Origin of the sequence: Mycobacterium scrofulaceum (assembly GCF_001667885.1) — a bacterium.
In the GTDB taxonomy this organism is placed as follows: Bacteria; Actinomycetota; Actinomycetes; order Mycobacteriales; family Mycobacteriaceae; genus Mycobacterium; species Mycobacterium scrofulaceum_C.
Window position 1 is genome coordinate 90,645 of the sequence record NZ_LZJW01000087.1, and the last position, 17,326, is coordinate 107,970.

Annotated in this window: 14 protein-coding genes; 5 read left to right on the forward strand and 9 right to left on the reverse strand. The window is 70.1% G+C overall.

Features of this window, described 5'->3' with window-relative positions:
* Positions 1–11: 11 nt before the first annotated feature.
* Together A5681_RS13385 and A5681_RS13390 are read right to left on the reverse strand one after the other, a co-directional pair.
* Complete coding sequence (locus A5681_RS13385) at positions 12–965, reverse strand: class I SAM-dependent methyltransferase (protein ID WP_067275036.1); 954 nt, start codon at positions 963–965, stop codon at positions 12–14.
* Positions 962–1,924: a class I SAM-dependent methyltransferase gene (locus tag A5681_RS13390; protein ID WP_067275037.1), complete on the reverse strand. Its 963-nt coding sequence runs from the start codon at positions 1,922–1,924 to the stop codon at positions 962–964. Before A5681_RS13390 ends, A5681_RS13385 begins: the two co-directional genes overlap by 4 nt.
* Positions 1,925–2,077: 153 nt before the next feature.
* On the opposite strand from A5681_RS13390, the gene A5681_RS13395 reads away from it, so the two are divergent.
* Positions 2,078–4,453, forward strand: a complete 2,376-nt coding sequence (locus A5681_RS13395; protein ID WP_067275051.1) for a lysylphosphatidylglycerol synthase transmembrane domain-containing protein — start codon at positions 2,078–2,080, stop codon at positions 4,451–4,453.
* Positions 4,454–4,468: 15 nt separating this feature from the next.
* On the opposite strand, the gene A5681_RS13400 is transcribed toward A5681_RS13395, so the two are convergent.
* Positions 4,469–7,096 (reverse strand): GH92 family glycosyl hydrolase, encoded by a 2,628-nt coding sequence (locus A5681_RS13400; protein WP_067275054.1) that lies wholly within the window; start codon positions 7,094–7,096, stop codon positions 4,469–4,471.
* Positions 7,097–7,289: 193 nt separating this feature from the next.
* Here A5681_RS13400 and A5681_RS13405 point away from each other — a divergent pair, with 193 nt between their 5' ends.
* On the forward strand, positions 7,290–7,964 hold the full coding sequence (locus A5681_RS13405; protein WP_067275056.1) for an LpqN/LpqT family lipoprotein: 675 nt from the start codon (positions 7,290–7,292) through the stop codon (positions 7,962–7,964).
* Between the two features lie 90 nt (positions 7,965–8,054).
* The gene (locus A5681_RS13410; protein ID WP_067275058.1) at positions 8,055–8,540 is read left to right on the forward strand and encodes a hypothetical protein; all 486 of its coding nucleotides are present in this window, start codon (positions 8,055–8,057) and stop codon (positions 8,538–8,540) included.
* 3 nt (positions 8,541–8,543) lie between these two features.
* On the opposite strand, the gene A5681_RS13415 is transcribed toward A5681_RS13410, so the two are convergent.
* From A5681_RS13415 to galT, 4 genes are all read right to left on the reverse strand, one after another.
* Complete coding sequence (locus A5681_RS13415) at positions 8,544–9,224, reverse strand: PAS and ANTAR domain-containing protein (protein WP_067275061.1); 681 nt, start codon at positions 9,222–9,224, stop codon at positions 8,544–8,546.
* The gene (locus tag A5681_RS27720) at positions 9,209–9,583 is read right to left on the reverse strand and encodes a hypothetical protein (RefSeq protein ID WP_156737966.1); all 375 of its coding nucleotides are present in this window, start codon (positions 9,581–9,583) and stop codon (positions 9,209–9,211) included. The genes A5681_RS13415 and A5681_RS27720 overlap by 16 nt, the downstream gene beginning before the upstream one ends.
* An 82-nt stretch (positions 9,584–9,665) precedes the next feature.
* The gene (locus A5681_RS13425; protein WP_067275067.1) at positions 9,666–10,757 is read right to left on the reverse strand and encodes a galactokinase; all 1,092 of its coding nucleotides are present in this window, start codon (positions 10,755–10,757) and stop codon (positions 9,666–9,668) included.
* The gene (gene galT / locus A5681_RS13430) at positions 10,754–11,863 is read right to left on the reverse strand and encodes a galactose-1-phosphate uridylyltransferase (RefSeq protein ID WP_067275274.1); all 1,110 of its coding nucleotides are present in this window, start codon (positions 11,861–11,863) and stop codon (positions 10,754–10,756) included. The genes A5681_RS13425 and galT overlap by 4 nt, the downstream gene beginning before the upstream one ends.
* 70 nt (positions 11,864–11,933) lie before the next feature.
* On the opposite strand from galT, the gene A5681_RS13435 reads away from it, so the two are divergent.
* Positions 11,934–14,198, forward strand: a complete 2,265-nt coding sequence (locus A5681_RS13435) for an FUSC family protein (protein ID WP_082968352.1) — start codon at positions 11,934–11,936, stop codon at positions 14,196–14,198.
* Here the strand turns inward: A5681_RS13435 and A5681_RS13440 are convergent.
* Entirely contained in the window at positions 14,168–14,575 is a 408-nt protein-coding gene (locus tag A5681_RS13440; protein ID WP_156737968.1) for a hypothetical protein, read from the reverse strand. The genes A5681_RS13435 and A5681_RS13440 overlap by 31 nt on opposite strands.
* 93 nt (positions 14,576–14,668) lie before the next feature.
* On the opposite strand from A5681_RS13440, the gene A5681_RS13445 reads away from it, so the two are divergent.
* Positions 14,669–15,931: a cytochrome P450 gene (locus tag A5681_RS13445; protein WP_067275082.1), complete on the forward strand. Its 1,263-nt coding sequence runs from the start codon at positions 14,669–14,671 to the stop codon at positions 15,929–15,931.
* Here A5681_RS13445 and A5681_RS13450 read toward each other — a convergent pair.
* The gene (locus tag A5681_RS13450; protein ID WP_082968346.1) at positions 15,879–17,318 is read right to left on the reverse strand and encodes a cytochrome P450; all 1,440 of its coding nucleotides are present in this window, start codon (positions 17,316–17,318) and stop codon (positions 15,879–15,881) included. The two genes, A5681_RS13445 and A5681_RS13450, sit on opposite strands and share 53 nt — an antisense overlap.
* Positions 17,319–17,326 lie beyond the last annotated feature (8 nt).

The following is a 17,326-nucleotide window of genomic DNA, read 5'->3' on the forward strand; positions in this document are numbered from 1 at the left end:
CGCGCCCACCGCTAGCCCCGCGGACGTTCCGCGGACACGAACAGGTTCCCCGGCACGGCGTCGGCGACCTCCTCGGGCACCGTGCGCCCGTATCCCGCCATCAGCTCGTCGGTCGGCGTGACCGTCACGCTCCAGCCATGGCGGCGGAACCAGTCGCCGACGTCCTCGCGCTCCTCGAAGTACCACAGCTCGTCGGTCCTCGGCACCTCCCGGCCCGGGTCCACCCGCGCCATCAGCGCGCGGACCCGATCCATCCGCTCGCGGCGCTTCGCGCGGAACTCCGGGTCGAGGAATCTCGGTCCCAGCGCCTCCACGGCCACCCGGCTGCCGGGGGCGGCGAGCCCGTGCACACGGTCGAACAGCAGCTCCTGGGCGGCGGCCGGCAGGTACGGCATCAGTCCCTCGGCGGACCACACGCTGGGCGCCGACGGGTCAAAACCGGCCTCGCGCAACGCCGTCGGCCAATCGTGGCGCAGGTCCACCGGGACCGCGATCCGGTTGCACGCCGGCTCCGCGCCGTGTTCGGTCAGCGTCGACAATTTGAAGTCCAGCACCCGGGGCTGATCCAGCTCGTAGACCGTCGTGCCGTCCGGCCAGGACAGCCGCCACGCCCGCGCGTCCAGGCCAGAGGCCAGGATCACCGCCTGGCGGATCCCGGCGCGCGTCGCGGCGAGGAAGAACTCGTCGAAAAACGCTGTCCGCGAGGCCATGTAGCCGACCATCGCCTGCATCTGCAGCGGTAACTCGGGTTCGGCCTCGATGAGTTCGTCCGGCAGCTGGGGGGCCGAGTGCCAGTTCCACACCCCGTCGCCGGCGGCGTCGAGGAAGACCTGCGCGAACGGGTCGGAGATCAGCGGGTTCTCGCTTCGCGTCTCCGCGGCGCGCGCCGACGCCACGCCCAGCGCCGTGGCCCCGACGCTCTCGGTGATCTCCCAGCTGTCGTCATCGCTTCTGGCTGTGCTCATCTCGCGCTTTGATTCCTTTCGGTCCGTTCGGCCGCCACGAACAGTGTCTGGGGTGTGGCGCCCTCGATGTCCTGCGGGGGCCTGCGGTCGTAGCTGGCCATCAGCTCCTCGGCCGGGGTGACCGCCACCTCCCAGCCGTGGCGGGACAGCCATTCGCCGACGTCCTCGCGCTCCTCGAAGTACCACAGGTCCGCGACGTCGGGGATGTCGCGTTCCGGTTCGAGTTCGGCCATCAGGTCGCGGACGCGCTGCATCGTCTGCCGCTGCCGCTCGCGGCCGGCCTCGTCGAGGAAGTCGGGGCCCGGCGCCTCCACGGCGATTCGGCTGCCGGGGGCGGCGAGCGCCTGGACCCGCTCGAACAACAGCTCCTGGGCGGCCGCCGGCAGGAACGGCAGCAATCCCTCGGCCGACCAGACGCTGGGCGCCGAGGCGTCAAACCCGGCCTGCCGCAGGGCCGCCGGCCAGTCGTGGCGCAGATCGACCGGGACGGGCACCAGGCGGCAGGTCGGCTCGGCACCGTTGTCCCGCAACGTCGACAGCTTCCACTCGAGCACCCGCGGCTGGTCCAGCTCGTAGACCGTGGTGCCGTCGGGCCACCCCAGGCGCCAGGCCCGCGAGTCCAGGCCGGCGGCCAGAATCACCACCTGCCGCGCGCCGGCCCGGGTGGCGTCGGTGAAGAACTTGTCGAAGAACGCCGTCCGCGCGGCCATGTAGTCGACCATCCCCTGCATCCGCGGCTTCAGGTCGGGTTCGGCTTGGGCGATCTGGTCGGGCAGGTTGGGAGCGGCGAACCAGTTCCACATGCCCTCGCCGGCGGCGTGCAGGAACACCCGCGCGAACTCGTCGGAGATGAGTGGGTTCTCGCTGTCGGTCTCGGCGGCGCGTGCCGCCGCCACGCCCAGCGCCGTCGCCCCCACGCTCTCGGTGATCTCCCAGCTGTCGTCCTCGGTCCTGGCCACGCGCGTCCCCTCGAATCGATAGTTCGCCTACATACTCGACCGTACGCGCGCCGGATGGGTGGGAGCTGTCGCTCAACCGGCTATCCGGTTAAGTTGTCCGCGAGCCGGCAAGCGGCAATTGTTTGCGGCGCCGAACGGATCCGAAGGATCACCATGCGAGTCGACGGGCGCGAGGTCAGCGTTTCCGGCAGCTTGCTGCAGCCGCTGACCCGGCGCACCAACGACATCCTGCGGCTCGCGGCGAGCGCGACGTTCCTCGCGGTGGTGATCACGAGTTCGCTGATCACCCGGCCGCAGTGGGACGCGCTGGAAAAGTCCATCTCGCAGATCGTGGGTGTGCTCTCCCCGCGGCAGGCCGATCTGGTGTATCTCGCCTACGGCGTGGCGATCCTGGCCCTGCCGTTCATGATCCTGATCGGCCTCATCGTCGGCCGGCAGTGGAAGCTGCTCGGGGCGTACGCGGCCGCCGCGGTGCTGGCGGCGCTCCCGCTGTCGATTGGCGGCAACGGGTTTTCGGCGCCGCGCTGGCACTTCGACCTCTCCGAACGGCTGCAGACCGTGCTCGGCCAGTTCCTCGACGATCCGCGGTGGATCGGCATGCTGGCGGCGGTGCTGACCGTCTCGGGGCCGTGGTTGCCGGCGCGGTGGCGGCGATGGTGGTGGGCGCTGCTGCTGGCCTTCGTGCCGATCCACCTGGTGGTCAGCGCCATCGTGCCGGCCCGCGCCCTGTTGGGCCTGGCGGTCGGCTGGCTCGTCGGCTCCCTGGTGGTGCTGGTGGTCGGGACCCCCGCGCTCGAGGTGCCGCTGGAGGCCGCGGTGCGCGCGATGGCCAGGCGCGGGTTCGTGGTCACGCGGCTCACCGTGGTCCGGCCCGCCGGCCGCGGGCCGCTCGTCCTCTCGGCCGGATGTGCGGAGCCCGACGGCGCCGCGGTCGTCGAGCTGTACGGACCGCACCAGCGCAGCGGCGGCACACTGCGGCAACTCTGGATCAAGCTGCGGCTGCGTGACACCGAGACCGCGCCGCTGGTGGCCTCGATGCGCCGCGCCGTCGAGCACCGCGCGCTGATGACGATCGCCATCGGCGAGGTTGACCTGGCCAACACCTCGACGATCGCCGTCGCCACCCTCGACCGCGGCTGGATTCTCTACTCGCACAAGCCGCCCCACGGGCTGCCGCTCAATCGCTGCGCGCAGTCGACGCCCGTGGGCCGGGTGTGGGAGGCATTGCGGAGCCTCAACGACCAGCAGATCGCCCACGGCGATCTGCGCGGCAACGAGATCACCGTCGATGCCGGCTCCGTCCGCTTCGGTGGCTTCCACAACGCCGAATACGGCGCCACCGACGCCCAACTGCAATCCGACATCGCGCAGCTACTCGTGACCACCTCGGCGCTGTATGACCCCAAATCGGCGGTGGCGGCGGCCATCGATGCGTTCGACCGGGACGCCATCCTGAGCGCGTCGCGCCGATTGACGAAAGTGGCTGTGCCGCGGACGATTCGAAAGTCCGTTTCGGATGCGGGCGCCGTCATCTCGGCGGCCCGCGCGGAGGTGAAGCGCCAGACCGGCGCCGACCAGATCAAGACCGAGACCATCACCCGGTTCAGCCGCAGCCAGCTGATTCAGCTGGTGCTCTTCGGCGCGCTGGTGTATGTCGCGTATCCCTTCGTCAGCACCGCGCCCACGTTCTTCTCGCAGCTGAGGTCCGCCAACTGGTGGTACGCGCTGCTCGGGCTGGCGGTGTCGGCCCTGACGTACCTGGGCGCCGCCGCGGCTTTGTGGGCCTGCACCGACGGTACGGTCAACTATTGGCGGCTGTCATTCGTCCAGGTGGCCAACACTTTTGCCGCGACCACCACGCCCGCCGGCGTCGGCGGGCTCGCGCTGTCCACCCGATATCTGCAGAAGAGTGGGCTGTCGGCGATGCGAGCCACCGCGGCCGTCGCGCTGCAGCAGGCCGTTCAGGTGATCGTGCACCTGTTGCTGTTGATCTTCTTCAGCGTGGTCGCCGGCGCGTCGATGCACCTGTCGCACTTCGTGCCGAGCGCCACGATGCTGTACCTGATCGGCGGCGTGGCGCTGGGCATCCTCGGCACGTTGCTGTTCGTGCCGAAGTCGCGGCGCTGGCTGGCCACCGAGGTGCGCCCGAAGCTGAACGAGGTGACGGGCGACCTGGTCAAGCTGGCCCGCGAGCCGCGGCGACTGGCGCTGATCCTGCTCGGTTGCGCGGGAACGACTTTGGGCGCCGCGCTGGCGCTGTGGGCCAGTGTCGAAGCCTTCGGCGGCGGCACGACATTCGTCACCGTCACCGTGGTCACGATGGTCGGCGGGACCCTGGCCTCCGCCGCGCCGACACCCGGCGGCGTCGGCGCCGTCGAGGCGGCGCTGATCGGTGGCCTCGCCGCCTTCGGCGTGCCGGCGGCCGTCGGTGTGCCGTCCGTGCTGCTCTACCGGGTGCTGACCTGCTGGCTGCCCGTGTTCGTCGGCTGGCCGGTCATGCGGTGGCTGACCAAGAACGAGATGGTCTGAGGGCGTCGAGCGCACTCACTCGCTTCCGGCCTGCACGACCACGAGAATCGTTGAGCTGCGTGCGCTTTCGCCTACCGTAGCGGTCAGGTTCACCAGGTAGTACTCCTCGGGCACCGACCGTGCGACCGCGATCGGAATATCGACGGTCGCCGACCCGTCGGCGGAGAACTGGCCCGCCGTGGGAGTCACGGTGATTCCGCGGTCCGAGGCGGCGCCGGTGATCGCGTAACCACCGTCGCCGGCCATGCGTTGCGCGTCGAGTCTCACCGTGCCCGTGCTTCCCGGTGCGATCGTGACGACGGGGTTGGGGACGTTCACGGTTATCGCCGAACCGCCGGCGCCGAAGGACGGCGGCGCCGACGATTCGCTTGTGCCCCAATGTTTGTCCGGGTAGGCGGCCAGCGCGAGGGCCAGTTCGCCACCCGTGCGGGTGAACGACTCGGGCAGCCACGTGTTATCGGTGGCACGGCCGTCGACGCGCAGGCCGCTGATGTACTTGAGGGGGTACGGTCCGGACGCGCCGGGCGCCGAGATTTGGATGGCTTTGCCGCCCGGGAGCGCGATCACCGCGCGGTCGAAAAGCGGTGCGCCGACGGTGAGGATCGCCGTCCCGGGTGTGCTCGGGTAGAGGCCCAACGCCGCCCACACATACCAGCTGGCCATCGCGCCGAGGTCGTCGTTGCCGGGCTCGCCGTCGGGGGTCGGGCCGAAGAGGCCGCGCACCCGGTCGACCGTGCGCTGGGCCTTCCACGGCTGGCCGATGTAGTTGTACAGCCACGGCACCCCGAACCCCGGTTCGTTGCCGGCCCACAGGTAGGGCTCGTTCGGCCCGACGTTGAGTTTCTCGGTGAAGGCGTCGAGGCGCTCGGCCACCGCGTCCCGGCCGCCGAGCGCGGTCACCAGGCCGGCGACGTTGTGCGGCACCCACCAGACGTATTGCGCGGCGTTGCCCTCGTCGTAGCCGATCTGGCCGAAACTCGACTGCGGCTCGACGAAGCCCGGGCCGTCGCGGAAGAATCCGGTCCAGGTGCGCGGTGAGACGTAACCGGTGCTCGGGTTGAACAGGTTCTGCCAATACTGCGACCGGGCTTGGAATTCGGCGGCCGTGGCCTGCTCGCCGAGCCAGTCCGCGAATCGTGAGATCGCGAAGTCGTCGACCGACCATTCCAGCGTGATCGACGCGTCGGCGATCCAGCCGTCGAGACCGAATTCCTGCGTGAAGGGCGCGTATCCGCGCTCCAGATAGGTGGCGATGCCCGGCCGCTCGACGTACTTGTTGAGTCCGACCCCGCCCTTCGTGGCCGCATTCACCATGTAGCGCAGCGCGGTTCGGGTGTCGAAGTCCTCCGCCCCGAACGCGTGCAAATTCACGATGAGCGGTACCACGTTGTCGCCACTCATCTCCGCGGTCGCGGCGTTGGCGAACGCCCAGCGCGGCAGCGCGCCGCTCTGCTCGGCGTCGTTCACCAGCGACTGCGCCATGTCGGCCGCCCGGTCGGGGAAAAGGAGCGCCTGCAACGCCGCCAGGCAGCGGTAGGTGTCCCAGTCGGAGAAGTTGGCGTACTGCGTGCGTCCCGCGGCCACCGAGTGGACGGCGCCGTCGAACCCGAGGTAGCGCCCGTCCGCGTCGTTGAAGGTGTTGGGGTGCAGCAGAGATCGGTACAGCGAGGTGTAGAAGGTGTTCAGGTTGTCCAGGTTGCGGCCGGCGACGGCGACGCGGGACAGGCTGGCGTTCCATTCCCTCGACGCCGCGCCGCGCACGTCGTCGAAGCTCGCGCCACCCTCGGCCGCCAAATTCGCTCGCGCGCCGTCGATGCCGACGTAGGAGATCGCGGTCCGCACCTCGAGCACCGCGCCGGGCGGGAATTGCACGTACCCGCCGCTGTACGGTGAATTCGCGCTGCGGGCGCCGGGATAAACGGCGAAGCCGTCCCATGCGCCGTAAGCGGTGAACGGCTGGTTGAATTTCATTGCGAAATAAACCGTGTACGCATTGTTCTTGCCGCAGAACCCGCCGCTGGTGGCCCAGCCCGTGATCGTCGTGTTGTCCTCGCCGATCTGGATGGTCGCGCGCGAGTTGCCCGCCAGCGACGCGCCGGAACGCACCTGGAGCACGGCGGGGCGGCCGTTGCGCGGGTAGCTGAACCGGCCGACACCGGTGCGCGTCGTGGCGGTGAGTTCGGCCTTCACCCCGGTCTCCGGGAACCGCACCGTGTAATAGCCCGGCACGCCCTGTTCGGTGTCGTCGTGGGCGATCCGTTCCCAGGACTTCCACGGTTGCATGCCAATTCCGTTGCCGGTCGGCAACATTGAGATGTCGCCGAATGCCGCGCAACCGACCGAGGCGTGGGTCATGCTGAACCCGCTGGCCCGCGGGTTGTCGTAGTTGTACCCGGCGTAGTTGCCGACGGTGTCCGGTGAGTACTGCACCATTCCGAACGGGACGGTGGCGCCCGGGAAGTTGTTGATCTCCCCCACCGTCCGGCCGCCCGTCCCGGTGCCGATGAGCGTGGCGACATGGTCGACCGGGTTGGTCACCAATGCGGGCTCGCCGTCGTAGGCCATCGGCGGCGCCGCGGCGATGAACGCGATGAAGACGACCGACGCCGCGAGAATCGCGACGATGGTCCTTCGTGCCCGCATACCTGTCTCTTACTGGACAACTGTGTATTGAGTGGCCGTTTTCCCGCCGAATTGCATAACGATTTGCTTAGGCGATCGCACCGCCGCCGGAAAAGTTCAAAAAAATATCGGCAAACCCGGGTGCCATTTCGGCTACTGTCATCTCGGCGTGGCCGGCGCTGGTACCGGCCCCAATTTTCGGGAGATTGGATCGATGAAACATTTGACAACAGCAACCATTTCCGTGGCGCTCAGTTTGGCGCTCGTCGGTTGCGGCGGCGACCATAAATCCGGCAATCAATCGACGACATCGACGACCACATCCAGCTCAACGTCCACCACGTCGTCGGCGACCAGCGCGGCACCGGCCGCGAAGGCCAAATACACCATCGCCGACTACGTGAAGGACAACCACATCACCGAGACCCCCATTCATCACGGTGATCCCGGCCCGAGCGTCGACCTGCCGGTGCCCAACGGCTGGCAGATCAACCAGAACGCGGGCACGTCGTATGGCGGCATCGTCTTGACCCAGCCCACCAATCCCGCCGACCCGCCGACGGTCTCGGCGCTGTTCTCCAAGCTGGCCGGCAACGTCGACCCGGCGAAGATCATCCAGTACGCCCCGGGCGAGGTGCAGAACCTGCCCGGATACCAGGGCACCGGCGACGGTGTGGCGTCCACGCTCGGCGGTTTCCAGGCCTGGCAGCTCAGCGGCACGTATCAGAAGGACGGCGCCACCCGGGTCATCGCGCAGAAGACGGTGGTGATCCCCGGCCAGGGCGCGGTGTACGTGCTGCAGCTCAACGCCGAGGGCCCGCAGGCCGACCAGGGCCCGCTGATGGACGCCACCAACATCATCGACGACCAGACCACCATCACGCCCTGACCGAGGACCGTGCTGCCGTCGCGGAGATCCCTCCGCGACGGCATCCCCTCGGCCCTAGGCCGGGCACGCGATTGGCCTTACGGTAAGCGCATGGCAGAGCAGTCGCATGCGATAGACGCCGGACACCCACCGTCGGCGCTGATGCGCATCGTCAACCCGATGCTGGGTTTCCTGCTGCGCACCACGCTCGCCGGTCCCGCCCGCAAGCAGCTGATGGTGCTGAGCTTTACCGGGCGAAAAACGGGCCGGCCGTTCTCGATTCCGTTGAGCGCCCACGTGATTGACGGTCAGCTCTACGCACTGACCGGCGCGCCCTGGAAGCAGAACTTTCGCGACGGCGCGCCCGCTCAGGTGGTCTACGACGGCAAGACGACCGCGATGCGCGGCGAGCTCATCCGCGACCGCGCCATCGTGTCCGACCTCTTCCTGCGCTGCGCCGAGTCCTACGGCGTCCAGCGCGCGCAACGGATGATCGGGCTGAAGTTTCGCGATCACCGCATACCGACCCGCGACGAGTTCGCCGAGGCGGTCGACCGGATGCACCTGGGAGCGGTGCGCCTGACGCCCAGCGGATAGCCGCTACTCGTCGGCGGCGGACGCCCGCTGGTGCGCGCTGAGCAGGCGCTGGTCGAACCGCGAGCGCGACGCGATGACCTCGTTGCCCACCTCGCAGAAGTCCCTGGCGATCTGATCGGCGAGCACGGCCAGCTTCATGTTGTGCACCTGGGACAACGATTTGAGCAGGTTGAACGCCCCCAGCTCGTCGACGCCGTAGACCAGCATCAACATCCCCTTGGTCCGGTCGATGGCGCCGCGGCGCTCGGCGATCTCGGCCACCTGCTCGCTGATCTTCTCCTCGCGCTTGGGGCTGCGCGTCGTGGTGACGTCCACGTAGAAGCCGTGGGTGCCGATGACCTCGCCGTCGCTGTCGCAGAACTGATCGCCGACGACGACGACCTCGTGGGTGTTGCCGCGGGCGTCGACGATGCGGTGCCTGGTGCTGAACGCCTGCCGACGCTCGATCATGTCGTTGATGGTGGCGGCCACCTGGTTGCGGTCGGCCGGATGCTTGTGAGCGATCACCAGCTCCGTCGTGGGACTCACCGCCCCGGGTTCGTAGCCATGCATCCGGTAGACCGAGTCGGACCATTCCCAGCGCTGGTCCTCGAAATAGAAGCGAAACCAGCCGGCCCGCTGCGGCGTGCCGCCGGCCAGGGCCTGCTCAACCGCCGCCGTCTGGCCGTCTAATTCCCACGCCACAGCGCACGCCCCGTCTCCGACTTTGCCGCCCACCACGCCCTCCCTTCGAGCGACGCCTTCCGGATGGCGTCGCTTTCCTGCAGCCGCAACGCGGACACGCGGCATAGTTCGCGCGACCGGTCGACCTGCTGCCGCGAACGTTGCATGGAGCTGGCGACCGAGAGCCGCAGCGACCGGGTGGCGGCCGAAGACGCGCCGGCGTCGGTCGCCGCGCCGCGCCGCAGGGTCTCCCGCAGCGCGGCCGTGCGGCGCGCCGCTCGAACGCGGTGGGCCTTCTGCCGGCAGGCCGACGAGCAGTAGACGGCATCGGCCCGGGCCGAGAAACCCGCCCCGCACACCGCGCACGTCATCCCCGGCATAGCCGTTACGTTACAGCTATCCGGCGCCGCGTTACAGCTATGGCCGCGAAATACGGAACGGCCCGTGTCGGACCGGCTCGGGTCAATCGCACGGTCCCGCGCCGGCGGCCGCGCGGGTTCGGGCGATGACCGGTTGCTCGAAACCGGCGTCGCGTACCGCCCCTCGCACCGCCTCGCCGACCGCGCCGGCACGGTCGGCCGACACCAGTGCGATCACACAGCCGCCGAACCCGCCGCCGGTCATCCGCGCGCCCAGCGCGCCGGCCCGCGCCGCGGTGTCGGCGATCAGGTCGATGTGTGCGGTGGTGATCTCGAAGTCGTCCCGCATGGAGGCGTGCGAGGCACAGAAGATCCGCCCGGCTTCGGCGAAGTCTGAATCATTCAGGGCGGCAACACAATCGATGACCCGCTGATTCTCGGTCAGCACGTGGCGGGCGCGGCGGGCGTCGACGGGGTCGCGGACCGGGGCGAGGTCCGACGGCCCGCGGTCACCGATCTCGCGCAGCGACGGCGCCCCGAGGTCCGCGGCCGCCCGCTCGCACGACGCGCGGCGCGCGGCGTAGTCGCCGCCGGCATGACTGTGGCGGGCGCGGGAATCGATCAGCAGCAGCGCGACACCGGCGGCGTCCGGGTCGAAAACCACCGGCTCGACCGTCAGGTCGCGGAAATCGATCAGCAGCGCCGTCGCCGGCCGGCCGAACAGCGCGGCCAGCTGGTCAAGCAAGCCCGTGGGGGCGCCGACGTAGTCGTTCTCGGCGCGCTGGGCCAGCCGCGCCTGCTCGATGCGGTCGATGCGGACACCCGCGCCGGTCGCGATCGCGCCCAGCGCCGCGCACTCCAGCGCCGCCGACGAGGACAGGCCCGACCCCATCTCCACGTCGCTCGTGATGCGCATCGCGCCGCCGGGCACCGGGTGGCCAGCCTGCCGCAGCGCCCACACCACGCCGGCCACGTACGTGGCCCAGCCGGACACGTCGCCGGGGGCGGTGTCCAGCGCGATCCGCACCGAACCGTCCGCGCGGTCGCTGCCCACGGTGATGGCATCGCCGCCGTCGGGCGTGAACGTCACCACGGTGCGCTGCGGAAGGGCGATCGGCAGGGCGAACCCCAGGTTGTAGTCGGTGTGCTCCCCGATCAGGTTGATCCGCCCTGGCGCGGCGTAGCGGACGGTCATCCGAGCTCGCGCAGCCGCCGGGCCACGCTTTCGGGCGTGACATCGCTGATGAACGCGTCCATCGCGGATTCGGAGGCCGCCAGGTACTTGAGCTTGGTGGCGCTGCGGCGGATCGACATCAGCTCGGCGTGGAAGTAGCCGTCGGCCTGGGCATCGGTGTCGGCGTACTGGTGTAGCGCCGAAATGTAGGGCAGCGGTGAGGAATACATCCGGTCGAATCGCCGCAGGATGTCCAGGTACATCCGCGCGAAGCCGTCCCGTTCCTCCTCGTCGAGTTCGACGATGTTGCGCACGAACCTGTTCGGGTAGATGTGCACCTCGACCGGCCACCGCGCGGCGAACGGCACGAACGCGGTGAACAGGGCATCGCGCGCGACGATTCGGCTGCCGTCGGCGATTTCGCCGGCGAGCAGGTCGCCGAAGAGGTTGGTGCCGTGGCGCTTTCGGTGGTCGCCGGCCCGCTCGAGCATGGCGGCGGTGCGCGGCGTCAGATACGGGTAGCCGTAGATCTGGCCGTGCGGGTGGGTCAACGTCACCCCGATTTCCTCGCCGCGGTTCTCGAAGCAGAACACCTGCTCAATGCCCGGCGCGGCCAACAGGTCGGCGGTGCGGTGCCGCCACGCCTCGATGACCAGCCGGGCGTGCGCGGCGTCCAGCCCGGCGAAGGAGCCGGTGTGATCGCTGGAGAAGCAGATCACCTCGCTGCGGCCGTGCCCCGGGGCGGAGACGAAGCCGTCACCCGCGGGCGCGAGCGCCGGGCCGGACCCGGACAGGCTGGGAAACCGGTTTTCGAAGACCACCACGTCGTAGTCCGGCGCGGGCACCTCGCTGGTCAGCCCGGTCGGGCCGGGGCACAGCGGGCATTGGTCGGGGGGCGGTTTGTAGGTGCGGTCCTGGCGCAGCGCGGCGACGATCACCCATTGCCCGGTCGTCTGGTCGAACCGCAGCTCGGACCGCTGGGCGTCGCGCGCCGGCAGCGGCCTGCGGTCTTCGACCGGCGCCGGACGGTGCCCGGGCAGCGCGAAGAAGAGCAGGTCACGGCCGTCGGCCAGCCGGGCCCGCGTCGGCGCTGTCACGATGTCGAAGACTAGCTTGTGCCGGGTAATCCATGATGCGTTCAGCAGGCCAGAAGGGGGGCGCGCGATCACCGACTTGTACGAACAGGGCCGCAACTGGGTGGTCGGCTCCGACCCGGGCCTGCTGCGGCTGCGCATGGCGACGCGGACGACGGCCGCGCTCGGCTGTTCCCTGCTGGTCCTCTACGCCCTGACCCGGGCGACGGGGCAGCCGCTGACCGTGGCGTTGCTGGGCGTCGTGATCACGATGGTCGCCTCGCGATCGGTCAACGAGCCCGACCCGCGGCAGCAGCGGATCACCATGGCGCTGCTGCCCCTGCCCGCCGCCGTGTCGATCGCGGCCGCGGCGGCGCTCGCGCCCCATCAGGTGGTGAGCGACGCGGTGTTCGTGCTCGTCGTGTTCACCGCCGCCTACATCCGCCGCTTCGGGGCGCGCGGCCGGGCGCTGGGCATGGTCGCGTTCATGTGCTACTTCTTCACGCTGTATCTGCGGGCGAGCGTCTCGGAGCTGCCCTGGATGATCGGGGCGGTCGCGGTGGGCACGGTGTGCACGTTCGTGATGACGACCTACGTCATGCCCGATCGGCCGGAACGCGTGCTGCGGGCGACCATCCGGGCGTTGCGGGCGCGGATGGCGATCGTCGTCGACACGACCGCCGACGCCGTCCGCACCGGCCGCCTCGACGAACGGCGCCGGCGCCGCATGCGGGCGCGCACCACTCGGCTCAACGAGACCGCCCTGATGGTGCAGGCGCAGATCGAGGACAAGGCCGACCCCGCCATGCTGTGGCCGGGCGTCACCGCCGAGCAATTGGCCCCCTGGCTGCTGGACGCCGAGCTGGCCATCGAGTGGGTGGCGACGGCCGGCCGGCGGGCCGCGGCGCTGATGTCGGAACACCCGGGCGCGATACCCGCCCCGACGCGGGTCGCGCTCGTCGACGCGCTCGCCCGGCTGGCGCGGGCCATCCGCCTGCCCGAGCCCGACGGCCTCCGGCAGGCCGCCGCCCGGGCGCAGCGGCTGCTCGACGAGCAGTGCGGTGCCGCCGATGAGGAGCCGGGCGGCGCCGCCGTGCGCCGCCTCGCCCTGGCGATCATCAACGCCGCCACAGCGACCGCCGACGTGCGGGCCGTCGTCGACCGCGCGGCGACCGGCGCCGCGGGCAACCTGGGGAGCGCGGACAGCGAGCGGCCGCCGGCCGCCGACGGCCCACCGCCGGAGGCGCCCGCCGAGCCCGCCGAACAAGCATCCGCGCGGGGCCTGCGGCCGACCACCCGGCAAGCCATCCAGGTCGCCGTCGCCGCGTCGCTGGCCATCGTCGCGGGCGAGCTGGTGTCACCCGCTCGCTGGTACTGGGCGGTGATCGCCGCGTTCGTCATCTTCGCCGGCACCAACTCGTGGGGTGAGACCCTGACCAAGGGCTGGCAACGCCTGCTCGGCACCCTGCTCGGGGTGCCCTGCGGCGTGCTGGTGGCCACGCTGCTGGCCGGCGACAGGACGGCCGCCCTCGCCGGCATCTTCGTCTGCCTGTTCTGCGCCTTCTATTTCATGACGGTCACCTACAGCCTGATGACCTTCTGGATCACCACGATGCTGGCGCTGCTGTACGGCCTGCTCGGCCAATTCTCGTTCGGCGTGTTGATGTTGCGGATCGAAGAGACCGCCCTCGGCGCGGTCATCGGAGCCACGGTGGCCGTCGTGGTGCTGCCGACGCACACCCGGGCCGCGATCCGCGACGACACCCGCACGTTCCTCGCCAGCCTCTCGGCGCTCGTCGAGGCGTCCACCGCCGCGATGTTCGGTGCGGAGGCGAGCGGGAGCCCGTCCGAGCAGGCACGTCAGCTGGACCGGGATCTGCAGCAGTTCCGCGTCACCGCCAAGCCGCTGCTGGCGGGCGTCGCCGGCCTGGCGGGCCGGCGCAGCATTCGCCGGGCCCTGCGGATCTTCGCGGCGTGCGACCGGTACGGGCGCAGCCTGGCACGCAGCAGCGAGCGATACCAGGAGCCGATGGTTTCGCAAGCGCTCACCTTCGAACTGGCCCAAGCGTTCTCGGCCGCCGCGGCCCAGACGCGGGCCAACATCGACGCGCTGGCCGCCGCCATCGGCAGTGGCCGCGCGCCGACCATGGTCTCGGCGGCCGACGAGCTCGACGCCGCCGAAACGCTGGCCCGGCAACGGGACGGCGAAGCCGGATCAGCGGGCCAACCACTGCCCGACACCCGCCGGCTCCTCACCGCGGTGCACGCGCTGCGCCAGATCGAGCGGGCCATCGTGACCGCGGCCACCAACCTCGGCGGGCGCGAAACCGCCGCGGCCGAGTTTCACACCGACGGGTTTCAGAGGCCGGGCAGGCACGCCGGGAAGTAGCACGGCTGGTTGGGCCCCTGGGCCTTTCGCACCAGGTCGAACAGCGCCAGCATGGTTTGCAACAGCCGCATTTCGACGCCGGGCCGTTGGGCGGGCGGCAGATTCTGCACGTCGTTGGACACCGTGGTGGCCTGCTGTTGCAGCTGCTTCAGCCGTTGCTGGCGGTCCGCCGGGGTGAGGTTGTCCCAGTTGTCGTGCAGGTCGTTCACCTGCCACTGCAACTCCGCGACCTCCGCCTCGGGATCGGCCGGCGGGGCGGGGGCCGACGCGTAGACCCGGCTTCCGACGGGCGCGGCGGCAACCTCGGCCTGCGCGCAACCGGCCGTCGCCAGCGCGCCGGCGACGAGGCCGCCCGCCACTATCGCTGTGATTTTCATAAAGGCTTCTTTTCTTCCAGGCTCGGCTTTATGGTGCTGGCAGTAGGACACGTCGGGTTTGCTACCGATCCCAATAGTCGCCAGGAGAATCCGATGGCCGCACCGAACCTGCCGCCGGGCTTCGATTTCACCGACCCCGAGATCTACGCCCACCGGCTGCCGGTGCGGGAGTTCGCCGAACTGCGCGCCACGGAACCGATCTGGTGGAACCGGCAGGCGCCCGATGCGGGCGGCTTCGGCGACGGCGGCTACTGGGTGGTCACCAAGCACCGCGACGTCCGCGACGTCTCGTTGCGCAGCGACGTCTTCTCCTCGGCCAGCAAGTCGATCGTGCCCCGTTATCGAGAAGACTTGGCCGCGGGCCAGATTGAGGCGGGGCGGGCGTCGATGATCATGATGGACGACCCGCAGCACAGCCGGTTGCGCAAGATCGTCTCGCGGGCCTTCACGCCCCGCGCGGTGGAGCGGCTGCGGGCCGAGCTTTCCGAGCGGGCGCGGCGCATCGTGACCGAGGCCGCCGCGAGCGGCTCGGGCGACTTCGTCCGCCAGGTCGCCTGCGAATTACCGCTGCAGGCCATCTGCGGACTGCTCGGCGTTCCGCAGGGGGACTACCACAAGTTGTTCGACTGGACCAACAACATGATCGGCAGCGACGACCCGGAGTTCGCGGGCAACGACGCGTTGACGTCGGCCGGTGAATTGATGTGGTACGCAATGCAATTGGCCGCACGTAGGCGCGAAGAGCCCGGCCCGAACGATCAAGACATCGTCACCGCGCTGATCCGGGCCGACGCCGAGGGGCAGCACCTGTCGGAGGCGGAGTTCGGCATGTTCGTGGTCACGCTGGCCGTCGCCGGCAACGAGACGACACGCAACTCGATCACGCAGGGCATGATGGCCTTCACCGACCACCCGGCGCAGTGGGAGCTGTTCAAGGCGCGGCGACCCAAGACCGCGGCCGACGAGATAATCCGTTGGGCGACACCGATAACGGCCTTCCAGCGCACCGCGCTCGAGGACACCGAACTCGGCGGCGTCCGCATCACCAAGGGCCAGCGGGTGGTGCTGTTCTACCGCTCGGCGAACTTCGACGAAGACGTCTTCGACGAGCCGTACTCCTTCAACGTCCTGCGCAGCCCGAACCCGCATGTCGGCTTCGGCGGGACCGGGGCGCATTACTGCATCGGCGCGAACCTCGCGCGCATGACGATCGACCTGATGTTCAACGCGCTCGCCGACCACGTGCCCGACCTGACGCCGCTGGCCGAGCCCGAGCGGTTGAGGTCGTCGTTCATCAACGGCATCAAGCACTGGCAGGTGGATTACCGCGGCGCGCGACCGCTGGTGACGCACTAGCCGGGACCACGGCGGCCGGCTCGCGCGCCGCCGACCCGGCGGCGGACGTCGCGGCGGGCGCGTCCCTGATCGCCCGCAAGCGAATGCGGGCGCCGCGATGTGGCACCAGGACAACGAATTTCAGCCTCTGGCGTTCATCGGCCGCGGTCGTGGTGCACAGCTCGACCCGGCGCAGAATCTCGCGCAGCACCACGCGCATCTCGACCGTCGCGAAACCGGCGCCCAGACAGCGGCGGTTGCCGCCACCGAACGGAAACCAGGTCGTCGGGGTGAGCGTGGCGCCCAACATGCGGTCCGGGTCGAATCGGTCGGGATCCGGGTACACCGCGGCGGCGCTGTGCACCAGCCCGATTCCGGGGGCCACCATGACGCCGGCCGGCAGCCGGTAGCCGGCCACGTCGGCGGGTTCGGTGAGCACCCGGCCCACATCGAAGACCACCGGACGGATCCGCAACGTCTCCTTCACCAGCGCGTCGAGGTACTCGTCGCCGGCCGGATCGCCCGCGGCGGCGGCCTCGGCGGCGGCCACGGCCTTGGCCAGCACGGGCGGATGGCGGGTCAGCCGCTCGAGCGCCCAGGACAACCCGTTCGCGGTGGTGTCGTGCCCGGCCACCAGCAACGTCATCAGCTGATCGCGCAGCTCCCGATCGGACATCGGGTGCGCGCCCTCGTCGGCGCGGACCAGCATGGCCAGCACGTCGGTGCGCCCGGCCAGGTCGGGGTCGGCGCGGCGCTCGGCGATCTCGGCGCAGAGCAGGCGGTCGGCCTCCGCCATTCGCCGACGCAGCGCCCGCCACGGCAGGTAACGCTGCAGCTCCGGCCTGGCCAGCGCCAGAGTCGCCCAGGGGCCGACGGTGAGGAGCCGGGGCATGATCGCGCGCAGGGCCGCGAGCCGGGCCGGGTCGGTGGCGCCGATGACCGTCCGCAGAATCACCTCGAGGGTGATCTCCGACATTTTGGGGGCGGCCGCGAAGCTTTTCCCCACCGGCCAGTCGGCGATCTTCGCGGCGGCGATGTCGGCCATCAGGCCGGCCCGGCGGGCGACGGCGTCACGATGAAAGGGCGGCAGCATCAGCCGGCGCCGATCCCGGTGGACGTCTTCGTCGATCACCAACAGCGAGCTCTCGCCCAACAGCCCGCCGAGTATCGAATTGGCTTGGCCGGCATGGAAAATGCGCGGGTCGCCGGCGAACACGGTCTTGATGTCCGCCGGGTCGCCCAAGTAGACCAGCGTCCCCATTCCCGCGACGCGCAGCGTGAACACGCTCCCGTAACGACGCCGGCAGGCGGCAACGAAATGCGAACCGCGGTGCAGCATCAACGCGGCCTGGATGACCCGGGGCAACGGCGGACCCGGCGGGAGCGTGGAACGCGCGGCTTTGCGCATCGCCCCCG